The following is a 24483-nucleotide window of genomic DNA, read 5'->3' as shown; positions in this document are numbered from 1 at the left end:
TCGACCTTCCCTAGAAAGCGATTCGCAGCAGCTCAGGAGGCCTTCACCGTGCCCATGCCCGGCCCGGACACCCGCGTCGTCGAAATCCGCGTCGCCGGCCTCGTGGGCACCAGCGGCGAGACCCTGCTCGACGCGGTCGCGACCGTCGACGTCGCCGGCGACGGGCTGGGCCGCGTGATCCGCCCGGCGGACCGGCTGCGGCGGCCGGCGCCGGGACCGGTGCTGCCGGCCCTGGGCCGGTCGATCCCGCGGACCCTCGAGGGCTACCTCTGGCACGGCATGACGTCGGGGGGCGCCGCGAAGGCGACCTGGGCCCTGCTGTTCCCGTTCTCGCTGGCCAACGTCGCGTTCTGGATGCTGCCGGCGGTCCCGCCCGGGCGCCGCCTCCCCCGCCTGCTCGGCGCGGTGTGCCGCGGCCTGCTGCGCGTCGCGGCCCTGCTGCTCACCATGCTGCTGATGGGCCAGCTCGCGGCGATCGCGCTCGACCTGTTCGCCGCGCAGTGCCTGGCCCCCGGCTCGGGCTGCCTGCCCGCGATCCCGGACAACCTCCGCACGCTGCCCGCGCGGATCGTGGTCGGCGTCCTCCCGCTGCTCGTGGTGATCTTCGTGCTGCACCGGATCTCGTCGGCGAGCTGGGCGGTGCACGCCGAGAGCGACCGCGTCGAAGGCCCGTTGCGGATGCGCACCGGCTCCGGGACACCGGCGCTGCGCGGGCTGCACACCGTCGCCGCGCTCGCGTCGGTCGCGCTGCTGCTGCTCGGCGGCCCGTTCCGGGTGCCGGGGGCCGTCTTCGACCTGGTCGTCTGGATCGCCACGCTGGCGCTGGTGCTCGCCGCCGTCGTCGCCGCGGCGATCGGCACGGACACCGGCCGGATCGCCCGCCGCGGCCTGATCGCGTTCGCCGTGCTGCTGGTCGTCGTCGCGGCGGTGCGGCTGCGCCCCGGCCCGGGCCGGCTGCCGGGGACCAACGGCGTCGTCGAGGGCCTCGGCGCGTCGCTGGTCGCGGTGACCGTGCTGTTCGCCCTGTTCCTGGCCCCGGCCGCGCTGCTGGCCCGGCCCACCTGGAAGCACAAGCCGCGCCGGCTGCGGCCGTGGGCGGGCGGCTGGGCGGCCGCGCCGGTGCTCGCGCTCGCCGGGCTGCTCGGCGGTGGGTTCGGCGCCGGGCTCGCGGAAGCCGTCCGACGCCTCTCCGGGGCCGGCCTCCTGCAGGTGCCTGACACGTACCTGCTGGTCACGGTCCTGTGGGGCGCCGGGCTGGCGCTCGCGGCGGTGCTGTCCCTGCTGGGCTTCGCGGTCGCCGTCCCGGTGCGCCGGCTGCGGCGGGGCATCCCGGCGATCGTCGGGCTGATGGAGCACGACGCCCAGCAGGAGGCCCAGGCCGCGGCGGCGTGGGCGCGGTCGGCGTGGGAACGGCGGCACCTGCACCACCTGGCCCTCACCGTGGCGTCCGCGATGTCGGCGGGCGGCGCGGCGCTGCTGGTGCTGCGGTTCGGGTTCGGCCTGGTCCCCGGCTGGTTCGGGCCGCTGTCGGCGATCGGCGTCGTCGCGCTCGGCGCGCTGGCGGCGGGGCTGCTGCGGGTCGTCTACACGGCCGCGCGCACCCCGCAGCGCAGCCGGCACCTCGGAGCGCTCGCCGACCTCGTCTGCTTCTGGCCGCGGGCGGCGCACCCGACCGTGCCGCCGTGTTACGCGCTGAAGGTCGTCCCCGAACTGGCCGCGCGCGTGCGCGAGCACCTCAAGGAGCCGGGGACGCGGGTGGTGCTGTCCGGCTACAACCTCGGCAGCCTGCTCACGGTCATGGCCGCCGCGCGGCTCGCGGCCGAACTGCCGGAGACCGACCGCGAACGCGTCGGCGTGCTGACCGCCGGCTCACCGCTGCAGTGGGGCTACCAGCGGGCGTTCCCCGCGCTGCTGCCGCAGGAGTCGCTGGAGCAGCTCTTCGAAAGCCTCGACGGCCGGTGGCGGGCGCTGTGCCGCGGCACGGACATCTTCGGCGGCGGTGTGACGACGTGGCGGCACGAGGTCTCCGACCGGAAGCTGTACGGCGTCGGCTTCCTGGCCGAAGGCGGCTGCGGCCCGTTGAAGGCGAAGGCCGACGAGAACGGCGTCCTCATCCTGGGCGGCGACCACTGGCTGCCGGACCCGCTGCGCGGCCCGACCGGGCGGCACCGCTGGGCACCGGGGGTGCTCAGGCACCAGGACTACGTCGTCGACGCGGAGTGGGACCACGCCGTCGCGATGGCGGCCGGGCTCGGCAAACCGAACGGCGGCGTACAAGGGCTGCTCTTCCCGGACTTCCCCGGAAAGCCGTGAAGGCCCCCTTCCCGGCATCTTGAGCCGGTAAGGGGGCCTTCACGGAACTTTCGGGCTAGCTCAGCTTCACTCGGAAGCCTTGCGGCGGAACTTCAGCAGCGCGAGCAGGCCGCCACCGCCGAGGATCAGCAGCGCGGCGATCCACACGAGCCACATGTTGTCGAAACCGGTGTTGGCCAGGCCGCCGCCGGTGCCGGACTCGTTGCCCGCGGGCACGACGGCCGGGGCGGTCGAGCTGGTCGGCGAGACCGAGGTGTCCGAGGTCGCCGGGGCGCTCGGCTTCGTGGCCTCGGTCGTCGGGGCCGGCTTGGTCGGCGCCGTCGTGGTCTCGGTCGGCTTGGTGACCGTCTTCGAGCCGCAGAGGTACCACTTCTCGATGCCGGCCTGGTGGCCGTTGCGGCTGAACGGCGCGCGCAGGTCGGTCCACGGGGCGTTCTTGTCCAGGCCGCGGGCGCCCGGGGTGTAGTCGTTGAAGCCGTCGTCGCCACCGATGACGACGATGCGCTTGACCGTGACGCCTTCGTTGACCTTGGTGATGGCCAGGCGGTTGTTCGTGATCTTGGCGACGACGTCGCCCTGGCCGAGGTCGGTGCCCTCGGCGCACGGCGTGGCCTTGCCGGGCGTCGGGTGCGGGCGGTTGTCGTCACTGTGGCAGGCCAGCGCGGAACCGGCGGTGCCGATGAGGGCGGCGGCGGTGAGCGCGATGATCGCGGCCGAGCCGCGGAGGGTACGACTACGCATTCAGAACTCCTGTGCCAGGCGGGGGGACACCTTGGAAAATTTGTGATCGCGGCACCACTGAGCGTGAAATCACACTGTTGTAACTCACCCGTCAGTGGCACACGAAGGATCGAAAGGTATCGCACGTCACTCGCCTCGCTACACGGGGTCCCCTTTTGGGCACCAAAAGCAAGATCGTCTCGTGACGTCCGTTCTGCACCGGTCCGAAAAAAAACCCCGCCGACCTGCGGAAAGCAGGTCGGCGGGGCGCACCACGAAAGAGTGGGTGAATCAGCTCCCGGAGGGCTTGGCCGACGATTCGACGCCTTCGACACCATCGGCCTGACGCTTGCCGAGCAACGAGTGCCGGCGGCTGTAGGCGAAGTAGATGACCACGCCGATCACCATCCACACGATGAACCGCAGCCAGGTCAGCACGGTCAGGTTCAGCATCAGCCAGAGGCAGGCCAGGATGGCCAGGATCGGGATGAGCGGCACCAGCGGCACCTTGAACGCCCGGGGCAGGTCAGGGCGCGTCCGGCGCAGGATCAGGACGCCCGCCGACACCAGCACGAACGCGAAGAGCGTGCCGACGTTGACCATCTCCTCCAGCTTGTCCGCCGGGAAGAACGTCGCCGCGAGGGCGACCAGGCCGCCGACGATGACCGTCGCGCGCTTCGGCGTCCCGTGCCCGCCGGTCTTCGCCAGGCTGCGCGGCATCAGGCCGTCGCGGGACATGGCGTAGATGATCCGGACCTGGCCGAGCATCAGCACCATGACGACGGTGGTCAGGCCGGCCAGCGCGCCGAAGGAGATGAGGTTGGCCGCCCAGTCGACGCCGTTGGCGGAGAACGCCGTGGCGAGCGTCTTGTGGCTGCCGTCGCCGGCCGAGGTGGCCAGGTCCTTGTAGGACGTCATGCCCACGACCACGAGCGAGACCGCGACGTAGAGCACGGTGACGATGATCAGCGAGCCGAAGATGCCGCGCGGCACGGACTTCTGCGGGTTCTTCGTCTCCTCGGCGGTGGTCGCCACGATGTCGAACCCGATGAACGCGAAGAACACCAGCGAGGCGCCGGCCAGCAGGCCGAAGACGCCGTACGAGCTGCTCGCGCCGCCCGCGATCAGCGAGAAGAGCGACTGGTCGACGCCGGTCTCGCCGGCGCCGCCGGTCGAGCCCGGCGGGATGTACGGCGTGTAGTTGGCGCCCTTGATGTAGAAGATGCCGAGGATGATCACGAACAGCACCACGGCGACCTTGATGCCGGTGATCACCATCGACACCCGCGAGGACAGCTTGGTGCCGACGGCCAGCAGCGTCGTGAGGATCGCCACGACGACCAGCGCGCCCCAGTCGACCGTGACACTGCCGATGTCGAACGTCGTCTTGGCGCCCTTGCCGAACAGGTAGCTCAGCACGGTTTCGAGGTACACCGACCAGCCCTTGGACACCGCGGCGGCGCCGACGGCGAGCTCCAGGATCAGGTCCCAGCCGATGATCCACGCCATGAACTCGCCGAACGTGGCGTAGGAGAACGTGTACGCGCTGCCCGCGACCGGCACGGTCGAGGCGAACTCGGCGTAGCAGAGCGCCGCCAGCGCGCACGCGATCGCGGCGAACACGAACGCGAGCGAGACCGACGGGCCGGCGTAGTCACCGGCCGCGCGCGCCGTGAGCGTGAAGATGCCCGCGCCGATGACGACCGCGACACCGAACACGGTGAGGTCCCAGGCGCTCAGGTTGCGCCGGAGCTTGGTGTCCGGTTCGTCGGTGTCCGAAATGGACTGCTCGATGGATTTGGTGCGCCACAATCCCGTTCCGGGCACGGTTGACCTCCTGCGGCTGGCCTGGGTGTTTCGCAGTAGGTCACCCTAACGGGTCACGCCGTGGTCGGCTCGCTGAAAGCGCTACCTCGCGAGGCTGCGGTCCAGGTCCGGCTCGAGGTAGATGAGCTTCGCGACCGGCACCTTCGAGCGCACGCGCGCCTCGGCGTCGTCGATGGCGGTGGCCACCTCGGCGGTGTCGAGGCCGGGCACCAGCGCGAGCTTCGCCGCGACGAGGAGCTCGTCCGGGCCGAGGTACTGGGTGCGGATGTGGATGACGCGCTCGACCTTGCCCGCGGCCAGCTCGTCGACGATCGTCGCGAGGACCCCGGGGTTGGCGCCTTCGCCGATGAGCAGGCTCTTCATCTCGACGATCAGGATGATCGCGATGACGCCGAGCAGCAGGCCGATGGCGAGGGTGCCGACGCCGTCCCAGACCGGGTTGCCGGTGACCACCGACAGCCCGACGCCGAGCAGCGCGAGGACGAGACCGAGCAGCGCGCCGGCGTCCTCCAGCAGGACGACCGGCAGCTCCGGCTCCTTGGCCTGGCGGATGAAGCCCCACCAGCTGACGTCACCCTTGATCTTCTTCGACTCGCCGACGGCGGTGTAGAAGCTGTAGCCCTCGAGACCCACCGCGACGAGCAGGATGATCACGGCGACGATCGGCGACGACAGCGGCTCCGGCTCGCCGATCTTGTGGATGCCCTCGTAGATCGCGAAGGCGGAGCCCAGGGTGAAGAGCAGCAGCGCGACGATGAAGGAGTAGAAGTACCGGTCGCGGCCGTAGCCGAAGGGGTGCTCCTTGTCGGCCGCGCGCTTCGACGTCTTCTGGCCGAGCAGCAGCAGGCCCTGGTTCGTGGTGTCGGCCAGCGAGTGCACCGACTCGGCCAGCATCGACGACGACCCGGTGACGAGGAAGCCGACGAACTTCGCGGCCGCGATCCCGGCATTGGCTCCCAGCGCGGCGATGATCGCCTTGGTTCCGCCTCCAGCTGACACGACCGCTCCCCGGGTAGGTCCTGAATGTCCGGGTGGAGCGTAATAGGCGAGCCGCCGGCGGGTCCCCACCGGCCGCGATTTCACTCAGCCGATGGCAGCGGCCGGGGTGCGCGGCCCGGCGGACGCCGTCGGGGCCGGAGCCTGGACGGCTCCCTGTCCCGGGCCGCATCGCGCCCGATTCTGTCGGTGCCCTCCGCTACCGTGGCCCTCCCTGCTCGCCCGTCCAGGAAGGTGACATGGCGTACTTCGCCGTGCTCGGTGCGCTCGCGATCGAAAGCCCGCCGGGCCAGTGGCCGGTGCTGCGCGGAGCCCGGCAGCGCACGCTGCTGGCCGTGCTGCTGCTGAACGCCAACCAGCACGTCCACGTCGACGTGCTGGTCGAAGCGCTGTGGCCCGAACGGCCGCCGAAGTCGTACGCCTCGAACCTGCACACCTACCTCTCGCGGCTGCGCGAGCGGATCGACGGCCTGCGCGTCGAGCACGGGCCGCTCGGCTACCGGCTGCGGGCCGAGCCGCACGAGCTGGACCTGCTCGCGTTCCGGGCGGCCGCCGCCGAGGGGAAGCGGGCCGGGGACGCCGTCGCCGCGTCGAAGCACTACCGGCGGGCGCTCGCGCAGTGGCGGGGGCCGGTGCTGGCCGGGCTGCCCGTGCCGCGGCTCGAGGCCGACGTCGCGCGGCTGGAGTCCGAGCGGCTCGCCGTCTTCGAGGACTGCGTCGACGCCGAGCTGACCGCCGGGCGGCACGGCGAGCTGACCGGCGAGCTGCAGGCGATGATCACCGAGCACCCGCTGCGCGAACGGCTGGCCGCGCAGCTGATGACCGCGCTGCACCGCGCCGGCCGGCAGGGCGATTCGCTCGAGATCTACCGGCGGCTGCGGACCACACTGATCGAGGAGCTGGGCGTCGAACCGGGCGCCGAAGCCCGCCGGGTGCACGCGGCCGTGCTGCGCGGCGAGGATCCGGTGCCGCGGCTGCCCGCCCCGGTCTGGCCGGTGTGCCAGCTGCCGCCGGACGTCGCGGACTTCACCGGCCGGGACGCCGAAGTCGCGGAACTCACCGGAGTACTGGGCAGCGGTGACGGCGTTCCCGTCGCGGTGCTCAGCGGCGAGCCGGGCGCGGGCAAGAGCACCCTGGCCGTGCGCGCCGCCCACCGGCTGCGGGCGCGGTTCCCGGACGGCCAGCTGTACGTCCCGTCCGGCCCGCGTGACCTCGGTGACGTCCTGGCCGACCTGCTGCGCGCGCTCGGCGTCACCGGCCCGGCCATCCCGGACGACGTCCACGCCCGCGCGGCGGTGTTCCGCGGCCGGCTCACCGACCGCCGGGTGCTGGTGGTGCTCGACGACGCCACCGACCCCGAGCACGTCCGGACGCTGCTGCCGGGCACGCCGGGCTGCGCCGTCCTGGTGACGAGCCGGCGCCGGCTCAGCGGCCTGGCCGGCGCGCACCGGCTGCCGCTCGGGCCGCTGCCGGACGCCGACGCGGCGAGCCTGCTGACCCGGCTCGCGGGCGGCCGCGTGGCGCGGGAACCCGCCGACGCCGCGCGCATCATCGCGGCCTGCGACCACCTGCCGCTGGCGCTGCGGATCGCGGGCAGCAGGCTGGCCATCCGCCCGCACCTGCGGCTCGCCGAGCTGGCCGACCGGCTCGAGGACGAGGTCCGCCGGCTCGACGAGCTGACGGTCAGCGACCTGGGCGTCCGCGGCAGCATCGCGCTCAGCTACGACGGCCTCCGCCCGCTCACGCGGCGCGCGTTCCGGCTGATCGGCCGCTGCACCAACCTCGACCTGCCCGCCTGGGCGGTCACCGCGCTGATCGACGACCCGGGGGCCGACGAGGCCGTCGAAGAGCTCGTCGAGGCCAGCCTGCTGGAGTCCGGTGGCCCGGACGAGACCGGCGAAGGCCGTTACCGCTTGCACGACCTCGTCCGCCTCTACGCAACAGAGCTCGACGCCCCGGACGGCGGCGGCCTGCGCACGGTGCTGTCGGCCACGCTCGCCCTGGCCGACACGGCGGCGGCGCGGCTGCCGCGCACCGTGCCGATGCCGGCGCTGGCCCGGGAAGCACCCGCGCAGCCGTTGCCACCCGAGCTGGTCGAGCGGCTGCTGGCCCGGCCGGAGCGCTGGTTCGCCGCCGAACGCGCGAACCTCCTGCTGCTCGTCGGCACGCTGTGCGGGCTGGGCCGCCGGCACGACGCGCTGCTCCTGCTCGACCGGCTCAGCGGGTACCTGTACCTGCAGGGGCACTACGCCGACATGCGCGCGGGGTACGAGACGGTACTCGCGGCCGCGGGCGAAGACCGCCCGCTGGCGGCGATCGCCGAGGCCAACCTGACGCTGCTGCGCCACGCCCGCGGCCAGTACGAGGAGGCCGCGGCGGGCTACCGCGAATGCGCGAAGAAGCTGGAGGAGCACGGCGATCGCCGCACCCACGCCTGGGTGTCGGCCAACCTGGCGCACTGCCTGATCGGGCTGGGCCGCGCGGAGGAGGCCTTGCACACCGCCGCACACGCACGCGAGCTGTTCACTGTGGACGGTGACGCGGCCGACCTGAGCTGGGTCCGAGCCGCGGAGTCGGCCGCCTTGCACCGGCTAGGCCGGGTCGTCGACGCCTTAGCCGTCGACGAGGAAACTGTTGCACTGGCCCGAAAATCGGCCGAGCCACGAGAGCTGGGAATCGCCCTGCACGGCGTCGCGTGGTCGCTCCTCCTCAGCGGACGGCCTGGTGAAGCCGCATCGGCAATCACGGAATCGGTGACGCTGCTGCGGACAACACCGGCCCGATCGTCGCTCGCGAAGTCCCTGCGCACGCTGGGAGCGATCGAAGCGTCCCGAGGCGAGCGACGGCGGTCGGTAGAGGCCTTCGAAGCGGCCCGCGACCTCGCCCGGGAGCTGGACGAACGGCCACGCGAGCTGTCGTGCACCCGAGCAATCGCGGCAAGCTGGATCGGCGAAGGCCGTGCGGCACAGGCAATCCCGGTGCTGCGAGCGTGCCTGGACGAGTTCCGCGAGATGGGCGGCCGCCCCGCGACGAGCCTCACATGGCTGGTCTTGCACCGCGCCTACGAGGCGACGGGCGACAAGCCAGCGGCAGCCGAGGCAACGACGGAGGCGGCGGCACTGACCGAACCACGCGACGCCAGCGCAGCAACCCTTCGGCGGGCTTTGCTGGCACTCACCGAGCCGGTCTGACGGACAAGTCGGCGCCGGACCCGCAAGCCGCAGACTCGGAGCTTTCACGCCCCGCGGAGCTTTCGCACCCACGAGCTTTCACGCCCCGCGGAGCCTTCGCACCCGTAGGGACTTCACGTGCTGCGGAGCCTTCACAGGCGGCGGGGCTTTTGCGCCCGCTGGACTTTCACAGGCCTGCGGAGCTTTCACCCCGCTGCTGAAGGGCCGAAGCGGGGTGGTGCCGCCCCCTCGCGACACCACCCCCACCGGGCAACCGCAGCCACGCCTCCCCGCGTGACCACGCCCACCCGCACGACACCAGGGCAAGACCCCCTCGGCGACACTGAGCGGCACCATCCGAGCCGGGCAGCCGCAGCCGTACCTCCCCGCACGACCCGCAACCTTCACCACCCCTGCAACCCCGCGGCCGCACCTCCCCGCGCGACCCGCACTCCCTTGCAGCACTACCCGACCCGGCAAGCCGCAGCCACGCCTCCCCACGCGACCCGCCCCCTGCTGACCTCCCGACCGCAGCCACGCCTCCCCGCGTGACCACGCCCCCGCCAGAACCCGAGGCCCCCGCTCACCGACGCCGGGCAACCGACCGGCGTCACCCCCAGCAGCGTCCGAGACCTCCCGCTCCTCCCCGGAAATCGACAGCACGAGGCTCCAGGACCACCCCTACAACCGATACTGGCGAACCCCGCCACACGGAACGCACACAGAACGCACGCCCCACTCCGCGCACGAAAAAGCCACCAGGACCACGGAATCCTGGTGGCTTTCCGGCGAAATCAGTCCTCGCAGTTTCCCGCCGTCGCGCGGAACAGCTGGGCGCCCGTCCCGTCCAGCGGGCGGATCCGCACCGGTGGGTCGGCGGCCGGCAGCCAGACCGACTGGCCGCGGCGCAGCTCCACCTTCTCGCCGTCGTCCGCTGTCACCAGGAGGTCGCCCGCCGTGCACAGCAGGATCTGCGGGCCGATGCTGTCGACCGTCAGCTCGTCGTCTTGGCCCGAAGACCATTCGACGCGCGACAGCTCGAACTCCGGTGCGTCCGTGCGATACACCGCCAGGCGGTCGCCGCCGTCGCCGCATTGGACCGGCATCTCGCCGCAGGCGAAGTCGACCACTCGCAGCAGCTCCGGGACGTCCACGTGCTTCGGCGTCAAACCGCAGCGGAGGATGTTGTCCGAGTTCGCCAGGATCTCCACGGCCGTGCCGTGCAGGTACAGGTGCAGGTTGCCGGCCGGCAGGTAGATCGCCTCGCCGGCGCGCAGCGTCAGGCGGTTCAGCAGCAACGCCGCCAGCACGCCCGCGTCACGCGGGTGCGTCTCGCCCAGCTCCAGGATCGTCCGGCACTCGGCCGTGAACTCGCCGTGCTCCCTCAGGTGCCGGACGCACGCGTCGAGCACCTCCGGCAGCAGCGCGTCGAGCGACGACTGCGGCAGCGTGATCCACGTCGTGAACAGTGCCCGCAGGCCCGACGGGTCCGGCTGCGCCTCGAGCAGGCCGGTGTACTTCGCCAGCCCCGGCGTCTCGATCGCCTTCAGCAGCTTGACCGTGCGCCCCGGCTCGCGGAACCCGGCCAGCGCGTGGAACTCCGTCAGCGCGCAGACCAGCTCCGGCTTCGCCGTCGGGTCCGGGTAGTTGCGGTTCGGCGCGTCCCGCGGGATGCCCAGCCTCTCCTCGCGGGCGTGCCCCTCCGCGGCCTGCGCCGCCGACGGGTGCGCCTGCATCGACAGCGGCTCCTCCGCGGCGAGGATCTTCAGCAGGAACGGCAGCCGCCCGCCCCACCGCGTCGCGCAGCGCTCGCCGAGCTGGTTCAGCGGGTCGGCTTCGACCAGCTCCAGCAGGTTCCGCTCGGTCCCGTCGGGACCGATGACGTGCGACGGGTCACCCGGGTGGGCACCCATCCACAGCTCGGCCTCGGGGTGCGGCGCGGGGATCGGGCGGCCCAGCAGCTCGGGGATCGCCGTCCGCGATCCCCAGGCGTAGGGCCGCACCGCGTTGCGCAGCAGCTCCACTGTCACCTCAACTCCACTCCTTCGGCACCGGCCGGAGCCGGTGCTCGGCGGGTCTCACGCCGTCACGGGCTCGAAGCGGCCCGCGCCGCCGATGCTGCCCGCCGCCAGCCCGAGATAGACCGCCGCCAGTTCGAACCGCAGCGCCAGCACCGCGGCCCGCACGATTTCGTCCGCCTCGAACTCCTCGGCCGGGGCGATGACGTCCGCACCCGGCAGCAGATCCTCGGCTTGGAAGCGCGCCGCGTCCGTGGCCGGACCGGTTCGCACCGAGAGGAGCAGCACCCGGGTAGGGATGTCACCTGATGGATCGTCCGGATCGGCGAAGATGTCACGCTCCGCGCCACTCGATTGCGCCGCCCGCCGCAATGCGGGGCGCGCCAGCGCCTGACGGAAATCCTCGACGTCACAGACGGTAGCAGCGTGGGCCGCGAACGCGTGCGCAGCGTGTTCGCCGACGGCGACGGCGACCGGGTCCAGCCCCCACAGGAGCGGCACGCGGTCGGCGACCCGCAGCGCGAGCGCCTTGGCCGGGTTCGCGAACGAGTCGCGGGCCAGGTAGTCCTTCTCGGCTTCCAGGTCGAGCTGGTCGGCCAGCACCTGGACGTCGGCGACCAGCAGGCCCAGCGCGTTCGCCGTGAGCAGCCCGGCGGCCAGGCCCCGCGGGAACGCCAGCTCCGGCGGCACCGGGATCCGCGGCGCCAGCAGCACGCCCTTGCCCGCGACGGCGGCGGCCACCGGGCCTTCCGCCGGCGCGGAGAGCACCACCGACGCGCCGAAGCGCGCGGCCCGCTCCAGCGAGGCGGCGAGCTCGCGGTCACCGGGGTCGTCGGTGTGCGCGAAGACGACGTCGAGCGCGCCGATCCAGCTCGGCACCACCTCGGCGACGACCACCGGCACCGGGCACGACGGCGCCAGCAGCGCCGCCAGCAGCCGTGTGAGCGTGCGGCTGACGCCCGGCCGGTCGATCAGCACGACGGCGCGCGGCCGGCCCACGTCGAGCCGCTCGGCCAGGTCCAGCTCGGCCGCGAGCTCGGTGGTCGCCCGCACCTGGGCGCCCGCCATCGCGGCGGCGCGGAGCAACCCCGCGCTGTCGGCTTCGGCCAGGCGCGCGGGGTCGTCTAGCAGCGAGTCGTCAAGCACCGTCGGCATCGGACGCTTCGCTTTCAGCGGGGCCACCGGTCGCTTCGTCGAGCAGCAGCACCGGGATCCCGTCACGGACCGGGTACACCCGGCCGCACTCGGTACAGGTCAGGGCGTCGGCCTCCGGGTCGCCCGGCGTCCCGGGACGCAGCGGGGCGTGATCGGGCGACGGGCACGCCAGGATCTCGAGGAGCTGGACGTCGAGCGTGAGGGCCATGGTTCCTCCATACCACGCGATGAGGTGGGGTGAAGAGCACAGTTTCGGACACAGTTCGGTCCTGACGGCTCTTCACCCCCGGGACGGGATCAGCTGCGGATGATCGCGAGGACGTCTTCCACCAGGGCCTGCACCGCCTCGGCGTTGGCGGCCTCGACGTTCAGCCGGAGCAGCGGCTCGGTGTTCGACGGGCGGAGGTTGAACCAGGCGCCACCCGGCAGCTGCACGGTGAGGCCGTCCAGCTCGTCGATCTCGACGCCGGACTTGACGCCGAACGCGTCCTTCACGGCCATCATCCTGGCGACCTGGTCGTCGACCGTGGAGTTGATCTCGCCCGACGCCGCGTAGCGCGAGTACGCGCTGGTCAGGTCGGACAGCGGGCCGTCCTGCTCGCCGAGCGCGGCGAGCACGTGCAGCGCCGCCAGCATGCCGGTGTCGGCGCGCCAGAAATCGCGGAAGTAGTAGTGCGCCGAGTGCTCGCCGCCGAAGATCGCGCCGGTGCGGGCCATCTCGGCCTTGATGAACGAGTGCCCGACGCGGGTGCGGACCGGCTTGCCGCCGTGCTCGGCGACGATCTCCGGCACGCCCTTGGACGTGATCAGGTTGTGGATGATCGTGCCGCCCGGGTCCTTCGCCAGCTCGCGCACGGCGACCAGCGCCGTGATCGCGCTCGGCGAAACCGGCTCGCCGCGCTCGTCGACGATGAAGCAGCGGTCGGCGTCGCCGTCGAAGGCCACGCCCGCGTCCGCGCCGACCTCGCGCACCTTCGCCTGCAGGTCGACGATGTTCGCCGGGTCCAGCGGGTTGGCCTCGTGGTTCGGGAAGCTGCCGTCGAGCTCGAAGTACATCGGCACGACGTCGATCGGCAGGCCGTCGAAGACGGTCGGGACGGTGTGCCCGCCCATGCCGTTGCCGGCGTCGACCACGATCTTCAGCGGCCGGTTGCCGGACAGGTCGACGAGGTTGCGCAGGTAGGCGGCGTAGCCGGCGAGGACGTCCCGCTCCGACACGGTGCCGCGCTGGCCCTCGAAGCCGGGCACGCCCTGCTCGACGGTGTCCCGGATCTCGGCGAGCCCGGTGTCCTGGCCGACCGGCGACGCGCCGGCGCGGCACATCTTGATGCCGTTGTACTTGGCCGGGTTGTGGCTGGCGGTGAACATCGCGCCCGGCAGGTTCAGCGAACCCGACGCGAAGTACAGCTGGTCGGTGCTCGCCAGGCCGATGCTGACGACGTCGAGGCCCTGCGAGGTGACACCCTCGGCGAAGGCCGCGGACAGCCCCGGCGACGAGTCGCGCATGTCGTAGCCGATCACCACCGCGGGGGCCTCGGGCTTGATGAGCAGCGCGAACGCGGCACCGAAGTCGCGGACGAGGTCCGCGTCGAGCTGCTCGCCGACCACGCCGCGAATGTCGTAGGCCTTCACGATGCCCGAAAGGTCTGGCACGCCGTCTCCCCGCGAATAGTCGTCCCGGCGCCCGCTGCGCCGCGCGGAAAGCCTACCGGCGCCGGAGGTGGGTTACGCGCTCAGGCGCGGCCGGGCAGGACCCGGAGGTGGCCGCGGCGCCCGGAGGGGCCCTCGGGCTCGGTGACCGGCGGCACGGGCTTGTCGGACCGGCCGGCCTCGCGCACGGCCTCGGCCAGCGCGGTCAGCTCGTCGGCCGACGGGTCCGGAGCGGCGAAAGCGCCTTCGTGCCGGACGACTTCCCAGCCCTTGGGGACGGTCAGCCGCAGCGCGTGGGCTTCGCAGAGGTCGTACGAGTGGGGCTCGGAGGCGGTGGCCAGCGGGCCGACGACGGCGGTGGAGTCGCTGTAGGCATACGTCAGCGTGGCCACAGCCGGCTCGAGACAGCCGGTACGCGAACACTTCCGTACGCTCCGCACGATCGGAAACGATAGCGCGTCGCCGCAAGGACGTAGGAGCGACACGCGCTGAGACGCGCCGACCGCATAGACTTCCGGGGTGGCGACGGCTCGTGACTACCGACAACGGCGGCGCCTGCGACGGGACCGGCACGGCCGGGGCCTGCGCGGGACGCTCTATCCCGCGACCCTGCCCGCCGCCGCGAGCCGCGCGGAGCGGTTCGACGCGCTGGTGCTCGACGCGCTCGAACCGATCGAAGCGCGCTGGCGCCACGAGCTGACGAAGCTGGACGTGGCGGTCGACGACGTGCCCGAGGTCCGCGAGAACGGCCACGCCCCCGCGGACGGAATCCTGCACGACGGCGCGGTACCGCTGTCGAGGCTGGTCCCGGCGGGGGTGGACCGCACGGGGATGCCGACGCGGGCGCGGATCGTGCTGTACCGGCGACCGCTGGAGGCGCGCGCGAAGGACCCGTCGGAGCTGGCCGAGCTGGTGCACGACGTGCTGGTGGAGCAGGTGGCGGGGTACCTCGGCGTGGAACCGGACGTCATCGAAGGCGAGTAGGCCGGGCCTGCTTGTGGTTCGGCCGCGCGAACGGGCCAGTCGTGCCTGTTCGGGTACGAACGGCCCACTCGCATCTGTGGCTCGGCCGCGCGAACGGGCCAGTCGTGCTTGTTCGGGTACGAACGGGCCAGTCGCGCTCACCTCACCGCGCCGCACGAACGGCCCACTCGCGGCCTTCTCGACGCGAACGGGCCGTTCGCGTCCACATCACCGCATCGCGCGAACGGGCCAGTCGCACCCATCACGACACGAATGGCCCTCTCGCGCCCACCCCCCACGCCACGCCAACGGCCCCCGCGATCGCATCGCTGCCCCCGCATGACCGCCGCGCGAACGGGCCACTCGCACCCATCTCGACGCGAAGGGGCCGTTCGCGCCCACAACCACACCCGTACCCAACGGCCCACTCGCGCCCGAAACAGCACGAACGGGCCACTCGCGCCCGAAGCAACGCCAACGACCCGCCCGTGCCCGAAGCAGCGCGAGCGGGCCACTCGCGCCCGAAACGGCGCCAACGGGCCACTCGCGCTTACAACTACACCCGCACGAACGGGCCACTCATGCCCGAAACAGCACGAACGGCCCACTCGTGCGCGAAGCAGCGCCAACGGGCCACTCGTGCCTGAAGCGGCGCCAGCGGGCCGTTCGTGTCCGAAGGGAAACCGCGCCGACCGGGACATCAAGCTCAGCTGCGGCGCCGGGCCGGGACCGCCGTCAGCAGGGTGAACAGCACCGCCGCCAGCTGGGCCAGCAGCAGCAGGTTCCGTTCCGTGCCCGGGTACTCCACCGTCACCTCCGATGTCGTCGGCGGCACCGACACCGCGACCTGGTGCCCCCACGCCGGGACGATCGGGACGCTCTTGCCGCCCACCGAGGCCTTCCAGCCCGCTTCCTGCTCCGCCGCCAGCACCAGCAACCGGCCCGTCGGGCCCTCCGATACCCGGACCCGGACGTCCGGGAGGCCCGCCTGGACCGGGGCCACACCCGGGGCGTTCCCGGGGGCGCCGCCGCCCGTGACCGCCGCCTTCGCCTGCTCCGGGGAGATCAGGATCACCTGGCCCGCCGGTGACAACAGGCGCAGCACACCACGGCCGTCGGAGGTCGGGGCCGCTATCGAGACCATGTCCTTCGCCAGCGGTGGGTACGCCTGCGGGTCCACGCCCGGCGGGAGCACTACGTACTCCACGCCCGCCGCCGCCGCGGCGGCGAAAGTGCGCTGCACCGCAGCCGCGTCGCCTTGGCCGAGATCACGGCGCCACGTCGCGAGCCGGGACGGGGTGGCGGGGGTCGGGGCCAGCTCGTCGTCGCCGTAGTGGGGCAGGCGGCCGGCGATCTGGCGGGTCGCGTCCGGCGCCAGGTCCAGCACCGACCGGCCCGACGCGCCCAGCTCCGCCGTGACCTCCGGTGCGAGCGCAGGACGCTCACCGGCGCGCAGGGGTCCTTGGCCGCCGACCGCCAGCGCGCCGGTGGCCAGCGCTAGGAACACCACGACCCCGGCGATCGCCGACACCTTCGGCAGCCACGTCGACGGCACCCCGGCCGCACCGCCGCGCTGCCACGAACCGAGCACGACCCACAGCAGCCCCGCGCCGACGATCAGCAGCGGCACCCCCGCGTAGCCGTGCGCCGCGGCGCCGCCCTGCATCGGGGTCGCCGTGACGAGCCGGACCAGCACCAGGCCGCCCACGCCCAGCACCCCCAGCGCGAGCCCGCCCGCGGCGAGCTTCGTCGGCCGCACGACGATCGCCACCAGCGCCGCCGCGATCACCGCGACGCCGATCGGCCACGCGCCCGGCCCGCCCGGGTCGAGCCCGGCGAGATCCGTGCCGGACACCACCGAAGCCGCGCCGCCCAGTCCCTGCACGAGCAGTTCCGGGTGCTTCAGCAACACCGTCGGCCACGGCAGCAGCAGCGCCAGCGGCAGCAGGACGACGATCCCGACCGACGCGATCCGCCGCGCCAGCCCGGTCGGCGCGGGCAGCACCACGAACCCGATCAGCAGCCCGGCGAGCGCGAGCCCGTGCGCCAGCGGCGAGAACGCGCCGAGCAGCGCGACGCCGAACGCCGAGAGCGCCGACACGTGCAGCCACCGCTGGTCCGCGCGGACCAGCAGCCCGGCGATGCCCGCCGCGACGAGCGGCAGCACCAGGTGCACCACGACGACGTCGAGCCGGCCCTGCGCCACCGCCGCCGTCGCGGCCGGCAGCAGCGCGTACGTCGCGGCGACGACCGCGCGGACCCACCGGCGCACGCGAAGCTGCCGCGTCGCCACGTACGCGCTCAGCGCCGCCAGCGGGATGTCCCCGAGCAAGAGGATCGCGACCAGCGCGGCCGGGCCGCCGATCGGCGCGAACACCGCGCCGAGCGTGCCCAGCACCGGCACGGTCGCCGACGCGGGCGCGCCCGTGCCGCCCGCGATCGCGTGCCACGGCGTGAGGTACGACGTCCACAGCTCCCCCAGCCCGCCGACCGGGAGGAGCTTGCCCCCGAACAGGTCGAGCCCGAGCCGGGCGCGGTTGACGAACAACCCCAGCGCCGTCATCACGACCAGCAGCACCACCGGCGGCGCGAAGATCGTCGCGCCCAGCACCCGGCGGCGGTTCACCTCGACGAAGACGATCTCCGGCTCGGGCGCCGGAGTGGACTCCTCGGTGGTTTCCGTGGTTTCCGGTTCCGGCGCCACGGTTTCCGGCAGCGTGACGGCGACGAGCGTGCCCGGCCGCCGCAGCCCGGACCCGCGGGAGCTGACCCCGCGCAACGCGCCGGCGGGCAGCGCGTCCGGCCCGACCGGACGGTTCTCGCGCGCGTCGAGCGCTTCCGGCGTCACCCACGCGGACTCGGTTTCGACGGTTTCAGGAACCGTCCCGAGCGCGACGTCGTTCTCCACACCGCGGCGCACGAGGCCGACGACGCCGGCGCGGACGGCGTTGCGCAGCCGCGTCCCGCGTCCGGTGAAGAGGCCGCGAACCGTGCCAGGCCGCGGATTCCGCCGTCGGCGCGCCCGGGCGGCGCGCAATCCGCCGCGTCCACTGAGGAGGTACGCGGCGGCCGCGAACTCCGCCCGCGCCTCGCCGGTGCGGCGCAGCAGGACGAAGGCCAGCGCGCGCAGCACCGAGAGCAGCGGGAGCCGGATCATCCCCAGCCAGAAGGAAAACGGCGAGCAGTTCACCAGGAACACCCGCAGCCCGTGGGCGCGGTTCGCGGCGGCGAGCGACGCGGGGACGGCGTCGGCGGGCCGCTGGCCGGTGGTGACGGCGCGCGCGTGCCGCACCCGCGCGGCCGGCACCGACAGCACCAGCCCGCCGGCCGCGTTCGCGCGCCAGCCGAAGTCGAGATCTTCGCGCAGCAACGGGAAATCCTGGTCGAACCCGCCGAGGGAGTCCCACGCGTCGCGGCGCACGAGCGAGCCCGCGCTGGGCACGGCGAGCACCTCGGCCGGGTCGTCGCCGGTCGCGGCGACCTGCTGCCGGTGCCCGGACGCGTCGGTCGACAGGCCGGCTTCGACGATCAGCCGCGGGTCCGTCCAGTCGAGCCCGAGCGCGCCGAGCACGGTCGCGGACGGTTGCGCCGTCGCGACTTTGAGGAGTTCGTCGAGGCAGTCGGGTTCGGGCGCGCAGTCGTCGTGCAGCAGCCAGAGCCACGCGCCCGGGTCGCCCCAGCGCTCGGTGGCGTGGTCGACGGCTGCCGCCACCGCGGCGGCGAAGCCGGTTTCACTCGAAAGCGTGACGATGCCGGAGAGCACCGGAGGTGCGTCGGGATCACTGCCCGGGTCGGCCGCGGCGGCCAGGAGACGCGGGGTCGCGTCGGTGGATCCGGTGTCCACGGCGAGCACGTGCCGGGGACCGACGGTGCTGCGGCGCAACGAGGAAAGCGCCAGCGGCAGCCAGTTTTCGCCGTTGTGACAGACCACAATGGCCAGAACGGGCGCGGTGCGCAGGGCGGGCGGCGCGACGGTGCGGGGCAACAAACGCTCCTGATCAGGCGGCGGTCGGTGCGGCCACCCTACGGCCCCGGTCCGTCACCCGATGGTGAACCCACGCCGTGCGCAATGCAGAGCGCCCACGCAGTGGAACTGCGTGGGCGCATCACACAAGCCAAGCCGGCCAAGACCCAGCCCGTGACCCAACGCCGAGCCGGCTGATCCACGCAAGCCGGCTACAGCGGGGGTCCGGGGACGTGCCCCCGGGCGGGGTCTGGGGGTTGCACCCCCAGAAGGCACTTGAAGCGCGAGCACGGTTCGCGCTTTCCGCGGACGCAACTCACCCCTCGGACACGCTTCAAACTGCGCGTTTCTTCAGCTTCCGGCGCTCCCGCTCGGACAGACCGCCCCAGATGCCGAAGCGCTCGTCCTTGGCCAGCGCGTACTCAAGGCACTCGTCCTTGACCTCGCAACCCAGGCAGATCCGCTTGGCTTCACGGGTGGAGCCGCCCTTCTCCGGGAAGAACGCCTCCGGGTCCGTCTGCGCGCACAGAGCGCGTTCCTGCCAGTCCTGCTCTTCCTCGGTGGCATCGATGAGCTCGGTGAGATCTCCCAGAGCCTGCTCCGGGATCTCGCCCCAACTCATGACGTGCCCCCATTCCTTACCATCGGCTTCCAACCGCACGTCCGCCTCCTCGCTCCCTAGCACTCCCCAGGCTGGCGGTGGTGAAACGACACCCGTCGTCCCCTCGACGACGAATGACATCACTGTGATTACACCCGTGTAGTGCGGTCAGGTCAAGCGGAGTAGCGAGTTCGGGGGACCCTTCGGCCCGATCGCGCAAGGGGACACGCCGGTAACTTCACACCGGGCATACGGAAGACTGGAAGCGTGCAGAAGTCAGCGACGCGCCCCAGCCCGGTCTTCCTCGGCATCCTCGCCCTCACCGTCGCCGGTGGCGTGATGGCCGCCTTCGGCGACGTCACCACCGTCCTGGTCGGCGATCGCGATCCACTCCTCATCGCCGGCGTCGTGATCTTCGTCGCCGCCGGCTGGGTGGCGTCGCTGTCGCTGCACGAGTTCGGCCACGCGATAGTCGCCTACCGGGGCGGTGACGCCAGCGTCGCCCACAAGGGTTACCTGACGCTCGACGTCCGGAAGTACACCGATCCGGTCCTGTCGATCGTCCTGCCGTTGATCTTCCTGATCATCGGCGGCATCCCGCTGCCCGGCGGCGCGGTCTGGATCAACCGGGGCGCGCTGCGCTCGCGCGGGACGTCGTCGTGGGTCTCGCTGGCCGGCCCGCTGAGCAACCTCGCGGTCGGCGCGGCGCTGGCGCTCGTGGTGGCGCTGGTGCCGATGGCGGGCGGCCTGGTCGTCGCGATGTCCTACCTGGCGCTGCTGCAGATCCTGACGTTCATCCTGAACATCCTGCCGATCCCCGGCCTCGACGGCTGGGGCGCGATCGAGCCGTACCTGCCGCCGCAGGCCCGCGCGTTCGGCGCGCAGGTCCGCCCGTGGGCGCCGATCATCCTGTTCGCGATCCTCTGGTTCTTCACCCCGGCGAGCACGGCTCTGTGGGACGGCGCGTTCTGGATCTACAACGGCCTGGGCGGCTTCGAAGAGGGTGCCCGCGCGGGCGCCAGCGTCTTCCGCTTCTGGAACTGACGCGCCGGGTCAGCGGGCGGGCGCCTGCTCCGTCAGCCAGGTGTGCGCCCGCTTCCAGACCTCCTTCAGCCCGGAGCGCTCGCCGAGGTAGTCGCCGGCCGCGCCGACGACCGGGAGCATGCCCAAGGCGCGGTGTACGAAGTTGCCCCGCGGCCGCTTCTCCAGCTCGCCCGTGATGCCGATCAGGCCGCGGCCCAGGCGCCACAGCGTGCCCGCGGCGGCCTTGACCGTCGCCTTGCCGTGCTTCTTCTCCGACGCCGTCAGCTCTTCGGTCAGCCTCGCGGCTTCTTCCGCCTCCGCGGCTTCGTCGTGCTCCGCGTGCTTGCCCGCCGCGAGATCCGGGTCGATGTCGCGCTCGAACAGCACCGACGCGATCAGCCGCACGCGGGTGCCGACGTCCGTGACGCCGTACTCGCCCGCGATCGCGCACAGCAGCAGCCCCTGCGACGCCGCGCCGAGGGTGTCCTGCACCGGCAGCCGGTCGGCCAGCGCGCCGCCGAGGCCGGGGATCGACGTCAGCAGCGCGGTGAACCGGCCGACGCGGTTCATCCACCAGCTCGACCGGTCGTAGCCGGTCATCCGGCCCCACGCGGCCGTGCCGGGGACCTTCACCGACGTCAGCCCGTGGATCAGCTTCGCCTTGAGCCCGGACTCGACCTCGGCGAGATCATCGTGCTCGCGCCGGTCGCGCGCCTGCAGCCCGAACGGGTCGGACTCGCGCAGCGCGTCCAGCATCGGGCCGCACGCCCGGACGAACGGCCGCAGCACCGCCACGACCTGCTTGTCGGAAATCGCCTCAGCCACGTCCCGGTTTCCTTCCCGCCGCACGGCCCAGCCCACCGCCGAGCACCATCGCGCCGGGCAGCGCGCTCGCACCGAGCAGCAGCAGCGCTCGCCAGTCCTGGATCAGCACCAGGTCACCACCCGGACCCAGCATGCCGAACCCGAACACGACGAGCACCCACACGACGAGGGGTACCCACGAAAGAGACGGCCGCACCAGCTTCGCGGTGGTCGATACCAGCCACGGCGTCGTCACCGCGCCGACCAGCACCGTCACCGGGAGTGGGACGACGCCGATCCGCAGCGGCAGGAAGAACAGCTCCAGCACGCCCAGCAGCACGGCGTCGAAGGCGAGCAGCGCGAGGAACGCGATCTGGGTCCCGGTCAACCGGTCCGGCGTGGTCACAGTCCACCGAACAGGTCGCCGGCCGCGCCCTCGGCCGGGCCGTGGGCCAGCACGAAGCAGTCGCGCGCCGGGATCGGCTGCGCCAGCTCGTTGGTCAGCGCGAAGTGCGGGACCGCGCCCTCGACGACGGTCAGCTGCGTCGCGTGCGCGCGCAGGGCCGCCAGCTTCGCCGGCAGGTGCGCGGCGACGTCGAGGACCGTCGTGATCTCCTCGTCCGGCGTCACCGGCAGCTCGGCGTCCGGCGGCACCGGGAAGCGGGACGTCCCGGCGGCCCGCAGCTCGGCGAGGCCGGCGCGGACGTCGTCACGCGACGCGACCGTGTGGAACACCCGGGCGACCGACGATGCCCGCGGCGCCGCGGCCATGGTGATCTCGTGGGCGCGGATGTGGTCGGGGTGGCCGTAACCGCCGAACGCGTCGTAGGTGACGACGACCTGCGGCCGGACCTCGTCGAGGACCGCCGCCAGCTGCGCGGCCTGCTCCTCGATGGTGCCGCCCGTGAACGCCCGCGGGTGGGACGCCGCCGGCGTGCCCGCCATGCCCGAATCGCGCCACCGGCCGATCCCGCCCAGGTAACGATGTCGCGACACCCCCAGCGCGGCGCACGCGGCCTTCAGCTCGGCGACGCGGTAACCGCCCAGCTGGTCGGCGGCCCAGGCCCCCAGCCCGGCCAGCTCCGGCAGCTCGCGGACGATCTCGCCTTCCTCACCCAGCGTGCAGGTCACCACGGTCACCTCGGCGCCCTCGGCGGCGTATCGTGCGATCGTGGCGCCGGTGGTGATGCTCTCGTCGTCGGGATGGGCGTGGACGAGCAGCAGTCTTCGCGGTACCGGAGAGATCACGGGTTGAGCGTAATTCCCGTGCTCCGACCCAAGTCGGGGACACCCTCGGTTATCCTCGCGCGAGTCGCGACCGCCGCGTCGCGATGGTCTGTACCCCCACGAAGGGCATCTTGGTGAGCACTGAAGCAACTTCGGCGAACGTCGCCGACGTGTCGGGATCCGTTCTGTCCATCTCCGACCTGAGCGTCTCGTTCCCGACCGAGGACGGCGTCGTCGACGCGGTCAAGGGCATCGGGTTCGACGTCAAGCCCGGCGAGATCGTCGCCGTCGTCGGTGAGTCCGGGTCCGGCAAGTCCGTCACGTCGATGTCGGTGCTGGGCCTGCTGCCCAAGACCAGCCGCATCGCCGGCGAGCTCCGCCTGGGTGAGCGCAACCTGGCGGACCTCAAAGAGAAGGACATGCAGAAGATCCGCGGCAACCAGGTCGCGATGATCTTCCAGGAGCCGATGACGGCGCTGAACCCGGTCTACACGGTCGGCTGGCAGCTGCGCGAGGCCCTGCGGTCGCACCAGGACATCTCGAAGGCCGCCGCCGACAAGCGCGCGGTCGAGCTGATCGACATGGTCGGCATCCCGAACCCGGAGCAGCGGTTCAAGCAGTACCCGCACCAGCTCTCGGGCGGCCTGCGCCAGCGCGTCGTCATCGCCATGGCGATCGCCTGCGACCCGCAGGTCATCATCGCCGACGAGCCGACCACCGCGCTCGACGTCACCGTGCAGGCGGAGATCCTCGGCCTGCTGCGCAAGCTGCGCGACACCCTCGACACCGCGATCGTGCTGATCACGCACGACATGGGCGTCGTCGCCGACATGGCCGACCGCGTCATCGTGATGTACCAGGGCGAGATCGTCGAAGAGGCGCCGGTGCGCGACCTGTTCGCCTCGCCCAAGGAGGACTACACCCGCCGGCTGCTCGCCGCGGTGCCGGTCCTGGGCCAGCGCCCCGAGGGCCGTCGCCTGCTCGACACCGGGATCGACGCCGACAGCACCGAGGCGGCCAAGATCGCCGAGGACATCCGGCTGGCCGACGCCGAGCTGGAGGCCGTGATCGAAGAGGCCGCGCCGGCCCTGGAGATCAAGAACCTGGTCCTCGAGTACCCGGGCCGCCGCGGCCAGGGCAAGAACCGCGCGGTGGACGACGTCTCGCTGACCATCGCCAAGGGCGAGATCGTCGGCCTGGTCGGCGAGTCCGGCTCGGGCAAGTCGACCGTCGGCCGCTGCGCCGTCGGCCTGCTCCGGGCCACCCAGGGCACCATCGCGATCGCGGGCCGTGACATCACGACGATGTCCGCGAAGGACATCCGCCCGCTGCGCCGGTTCTTCTCGATCGTGTTCCAGGACCCGGCGTCCACACTGGACCCGAAGATGACGATCGGCGAGTCGATCGCCGAGCCGATGGTGCTGCACAAGGTGCTGGCCGGCAAGGAGCTCTCGGCCCGCGTGCGCTCGCTGCTCGACAAGGTCGAGCTGGGCGGGCACTACATGAACCGCTACCCGCACGAGCTCTCGGGCGGCCAGCGCCAGCGCGTCGCGATCGCCCGGGCGCTGTCGCTCGACCCGGCGCTGCTGATCGCCGACGAGCCGACGTCGGCGCTGGACGTGTCGGTGCAGGCCCGCGTGCTGGACCTGTTCCTCGACCTGCAGCAGTCGCTGCAGTTCGCGTGCCTGTTCATCAGCCACGACCTGGCCGTGGTCGACCTGCTGGCCGACCGCGTCGCGGTGATGCAGTACGGCAAGCTCGTCGAGGTCGGCACCCGTGACCAGGTGCTGCACTCGCCGCAGCAGGAGTACACCCGGCGCCTGCTGTCGGCGGCCCCGGTCGCCGACCCGGTGCTGCAGGCCGAGCGCCGCGCGGCCTGGGAAGCGGGCCGGCTGGCGCCGGTCGCCGACTGACGCTCTCCGAGACAAGCTGAAGGCCGCCACCCGGCTCGGGTGGCGGCCTTCGGCGTTTCCGGGCCTTGTGGGGTCAGCCGACGCGGCTGCGGGGCCACAGGATGCCGATCGACGCGCGCTGTGCGCACGTAGTCGGCGG

18 protein-coding genes are annotated in these 24483 nt (G+C 72.6%); 5 read left to right on the top strand and 13 right to left on the bottom strand.

Going from position 1 to position 24483, the window contains the following annotated elements:
* The first annotated feature begins 54 nt into the window (after positions 1 to 54).
* Positions 55 to 2313 carry a hypothetical protein gene (locus OG570_RS18570; RefSeq protein ID WP_326960074.1) on the top strand — a complete coding sequence of 753 codons (2259 nt, stop codon included), beginning with the start codon at positions 55 to 57 and terminating at the stop codon, positions 2311 to 2313.
* A gap of 66 nt (positions 2314 to 2379) precedes the next feature.
* On the opposite strand, the gene OG570_RS18565 is transcribed toward OG570_RS18570, so the two are convergent.
* From OG570_RS18565 to OG570_RS18555, 3 genes are all read right to left on the bottom strand, one after another.
* The gene (locus tag OG570_RS18565) at positions 2380 to 3054 is read right to left on the bottom strand and encodes an LPXTG cell wall anchor domain-containing protein (RefSeq protein ID WP_326944297.1); all 675 of its coding nucleotides are present in this window, start codon (positions 3052 to 3054) and stop codon (positions 2380 to 2382) included.
* A 270-nt stretch (positions 3055 to 3324) separates the two neighbouring features.
* Entirely contained in the window at positions 3325 to 4860 is a 1536-nt protein-coding gene (locus OG570_RS18560) for an amino acid permease (protein ID WP_326944298.1), read from the bottom strand.
* 81 nt (positions 4861 to 4941) lie between these two features.
* Positions 4942 to 5859, bottom strand: a complete 918-nt coding sequence (locus tag OG570_RS18555; protein ID WP_326957950.1) for a cation diffusion facilitator family transporter — start codon at positions 5857 to 5859, stop codon at positions 4942 to 4944.
* Positions 5860 to 6095: 236 nt separating this feature from the next.
* Here OG570_RS18555 and OG570_RS18550 point away from each other — a divergent pair, with 236 nt between their 5' ends.
* The gene (locus OG570_RS18550; RefSeq protein ID WP_326957948.1) at positions 6096 to 9047 is read left to right on the top strand and encodes an AfsR/SARP family transcriptional regulator; all 2952 of its coding nucleotides are present in this window, start codon (positions 6096 to 6098) and stop codon (positions 9045 to 9047) included.
* A 773-nt stretch (positions 9048 to 9820) separates the two neighbouring features.
* On the opposite strand, the gene manA is transcribed toward OG570_RS18550, so the two are convergent.
* From manA to OG570_RS18525, 5 genes are all read right to left on the bottom strand, one after another.
* Complete coding sequence (manA, locus tag OG570_RS18545; RefSeq protein WP_326951657.1) at positions 9821 to 11050, bottom strand: mannose-6-phosphate isomerase, class I; 1230 nt, start codon at positions 11048 to 11050, stop codon at positions 9821 to 9823.
* A 54-nt stretch (positions 11051 to 11104) separates the two neighbouring features.
* A complete protein-coding gene (locus OG570_RS18540; RefSeq protein ID WP_247057526.1) occupies positions 11105 to 12199 on the bottom strand; it encodes a hypothetical protein in 1095 nt (364 codons plus the stop codon).
* On the bottom strand, positions 12183 to 12407 hold the full coding sequence (locus tag OG570_RS18535) for a Trm112 family protein (RefSeq protein WP_247057529.1): 225 nt from the start codon (positions 12405 to 12407) through the stop codon (positions 12183 to 12185). Before OG570_RS18535 ends, OG570_RS18540 begins: the two co-directional genes overlap by 17 nt.
* A gap of 89 nt (positions 12408 to 12496) precedes the next feature.
* On the bottom strand, positions 12497 to 13852 hold the full coding sequence (locus OG570_RS18530) for a phosphomannomutase/phosphoglucomutase (RefSeq protein ID WP_326957945.1): 1356 nt from the start codon (positions 13850 to 13852) through the stop codon (positions 12497 to 12499).
* 80 nt (positions 13853 to 13932) lie between these two features.
* Entirely contained in the window at positions 13933 to 14289 is a 357-nt protein-coding gene (locus tag OG570_RS18525; protein WP_326957944.1) for a DUF3499 domain-containing protein, read from the bottom strand.
* 79 nt (positions 14290 to 14368) lie between these two features.
* Between OG570_RS18525 and OG570_RS18520 the strand changes: the two genes are divergently transcribed.
* Positions 14369 to 14833: a metallopeptidase family protein gene (locus OG570_RS18520; RefSeq protein ID WP_247057535.1), complete on the top strand. Its 465-nt coding sequence runs from the start codon at positions 14369 to 14371 to the stop codon at positions 14831 to 14833.
* A 685-nt stretch (positions 14834 to 15518) separates the two neighbouring features.
* Here OG570_RS18520 and OG570_RS18515 read toward each other — a convergent pair.
* Together OG570_RS18515 and OG570_RS18510 are read right to left on the bottom strand one after the other, a co-directional pair.
* Positions 15519 to 18797 (bottom strand): glycosyltransferase family 2 protein, encoded by a 3279-nt coding sequence (locus OG570_RS18515; protein WP_326957941.1) that lies wholly within the window; start codon positions 18795 to 18797, stop codon positions 15519 to 15521.
* A gap of 313 nt (positions 18798 to 19110) precedes the next feature.
* Positions 19111 to 19398 (bottom strand): WhiB family transcriptional regulator, encoded by a 288-nt coding sequence (locus OG570_RS18510; RefSeq protein ID WP_247063648.1) that lies wholly within the window; start codon positions 19396 to 19398, stop codon positions 19111 to 19113.
* A 318-nt stretch (positions 19399 to 19716) separates the two neighbouring features.
* Here OG570_RS18510 and OG570_RS18505 point away from each other — a divergent pair, with 318 nt between their 5' ends.
* On the top strand, positions 19717 to 20421 hold the full coding sequence (locus OG570_RS18505) for a site-2 protease family protein (RefSeq protein ID WP_326960072.1): 705 nt from the start codon (positions 19717 to 19719) through the stop codon (positions 20419 to 20421).
* Positions 20422 to 20430: 9 nt separating this feature from the next.
* Here OG570_RS18505 and OG570_RS18500 read toward each other — a convergent pair whose 3' ends face one another.
* Genes OG570_RS18500 through mshB form a run of 3 tightly spaced genes read right to left on the bottom strand, consistent with a single transcriptional unit; the run spans position 20431 to position 22452 of the window.
* A complete protein-coding gene (locus OG570_RS18500; RefSeq protein WP_326957939.1) occupies positions 20431 to 21225 on the bottom strand; it encodes a hypothetical protein in 795 nt (264 codons plus the stop codon).
* On the bottom strand, positions 21218 to 21610 hold the full coding sequence (locus tag OG570_RS18495; protein WP_326957937.1) for a hypothetical protein: 393 nt from the start codon (positions 21608 to 21610) through the stop codon (positions 21218 to 21220). The genes OG570_RS18500 and OG570_RS18495 overlap by 8 nt, the downstream gene beginning before the upstream one ends.
* Positions 21607 to 22452 (bottom strand): N-acetyl-1-D-myo-inositol-2-amino-2-deoxy-alpha-D-glucopyranoside deacetylase, encoded by an 846-nt coding sequence (mshB, locus tag OG570_RS18490; RefSeq protein ID WP_326957935.1) that lies wholly within the window; start codon positions 22450 to 22452, stop codon positions 21607 to 21609. Before mshB ends, OG570_RS18495 begins: the two co-directional genes overlap by 4 nt.
* A 113-nt stretch (positions 22453 to 22565) precedes the next feature.
* Here mshB and OG570_RS18485 point away from each other — a divergent pair, with 113 nt between their 5' ends.
* The gene (locus OG570_RS18485; protein WP_326944306.1) at positions 22566 to 24344 is read left to right on the top strand and encodes an ABC transporter ATP-binding protein; all 1779 of its coding nucleotides are present in this window, start codon (positions 22566 to 22568) and stop codon (positions 24342 to 24344) included.
* Positions 24345 to 24483: the final 139 nt, after the last annotated feature.

Origin of the sequence: Amycolatopsis sp. NBC_01286 (assembly GCF_035982555.1) — a bacterium.
Classification (GTDB): Bacteria; Actinomycetota; Actinomycetes; order Mycobacteriales; family Pseudonocardiaceae; genus Amycolatopsis.
Note: the sequence above shows the minus strand (reverse complement) of the source record. Positions and strands in the feature narration are given on the sequence as shown.